1 protein-coding gene is annotated in these 1,407 nt (G+C 68.2%); it reads left to right on the top strand.

The window, feature by feature from the left end:
- Positions 1-1,407 (top strand): acetate--CoA ligase (gene acs, locus U4Z31_RS36840; RefSeq protein WP_321812980.1); only part of this gene is annotated, 1,407 nt, incomplete at both ends.

Below are 1,407 nucleotides of genomic sequence, written 5' to 3'. Positions count from 1 at the left end.
GCGCTCATCACCGCCGACGAGCAGGCGCGCGGCGGCAAGACGCTGCCGCTCAAGAGCATCGCCGACGAAGCGCTCGCGATGGGCGGCTGCGAAGCGGTCAAGAGCGTGATCGTCTATCGCCGCACCGGCGGCAAGATCGACTGGCATGCCGAACGCGACCTGTGGATGCACGAGATCGCCGACGGCGAGTCCGACACCTGCGCGCCGGAATGGGTCGGCGCCGAGCATCCGCTGTTCATCCTGTATACGTCGGGCTCGACCGGCAAGCCGAAGGGCGTGCAGCACAGCACCGGCGGCTACCTGCTGTGGGCCGCGCAGACGATGAAGTGGACCTTCGACTGGAAGCCCGCCGACGTGTTCTGGTGCACGGCCGACATCGGCTGGGTCACCGGCCACACGTACATCACGTACGGCCCGCTCGCGTGCGGCGGCACGCAGGTCGTGTTCGAGGGCGTGCCGACGTATCCGGACGCCGGCCGCTTCTGGAAGATGATCGGCGATCACAAGGTCACGGTGTTCTACACCGCGCCGACCGCGATCCGTTCGCTGATCAAGGCCGCCGAAGCCGACGACAAGGTCCACCCGAAGAGTTACGACCTGTCGAGCCTGCGCATCATCGGCACGGTCGGCGAGCCGATCAATCCGGAAGCGTGGATGTGGTACCACAAGCACGTCGGCCAGGAGCGCTGCCCGATCGTCGACACGTGGTGGCAGACCGAAACCGGCGGCCACATGATCACGCCGCTGCCGGGCGCGACGCCGACGGTGCCGGGTTCGTGCACGCTGCCGCTGCCGGGCATCATGGCCGCGGTGGTCGACGAGACGGGCCAGGACGTACCGAACGGGCAAGGCGGGATTCTCGTCGTCAAGCGTCCGTGGCCGGCGATGATCCGCACGATCTGGGGCGACCCGGAGCGCTTCAAGAAGAGTTATTACCCGGAAGAACTCGGCGGCACGCTCTATCTCGCCGGCGACGGCACGGTGCGCGACAAGGACACCGGCTACTTCACGATCATGGGCCGCATCGACGACGTGCTGAACGTGTCGGGCCACCGGCTCGGCACGATGGAGATCGAGTCGGCGCTGGTGTCGCACGAGCTGGTCGCGGAAGCGGCGGTGGTCGGCCGCCCGGACGACACGACCGGCGAGGCGGTGGTCGCGTTCGTGGTGCTCAAGCGCTCGCGTCCGGAGGGCGAGGAAGCGGCGGCGCTCGCGAAAGCGCTGCGCGACTGGGTCGGCAAGCAGATCGGGCCGATCGCGAAGCCGAAGGACATCCGCTTCGGCGACAACCTGCCGAAGACGCGCTCGGGCAAGATCATGCGGCGCCTGTTGCGCTCGCTCGCGAAGGGCGAGGCGATCACGCAGGACACGTCCACGCTCGAGAACCCGGCGATCCTCGAGCAGCTC

This window comes from Burkholderia sp. BCC1985 (assembly GCF_905339915.1).
Taxonomy (GTDB): domain Bacteria; phylum Pseudomonadota; class Gammaproteobacteria; order Burkholderiales; family Burkholderiaceae; genus Burkholderia.
This window is presented reverse-complemented; position numbering and strand designations above follow the sequence as displayed.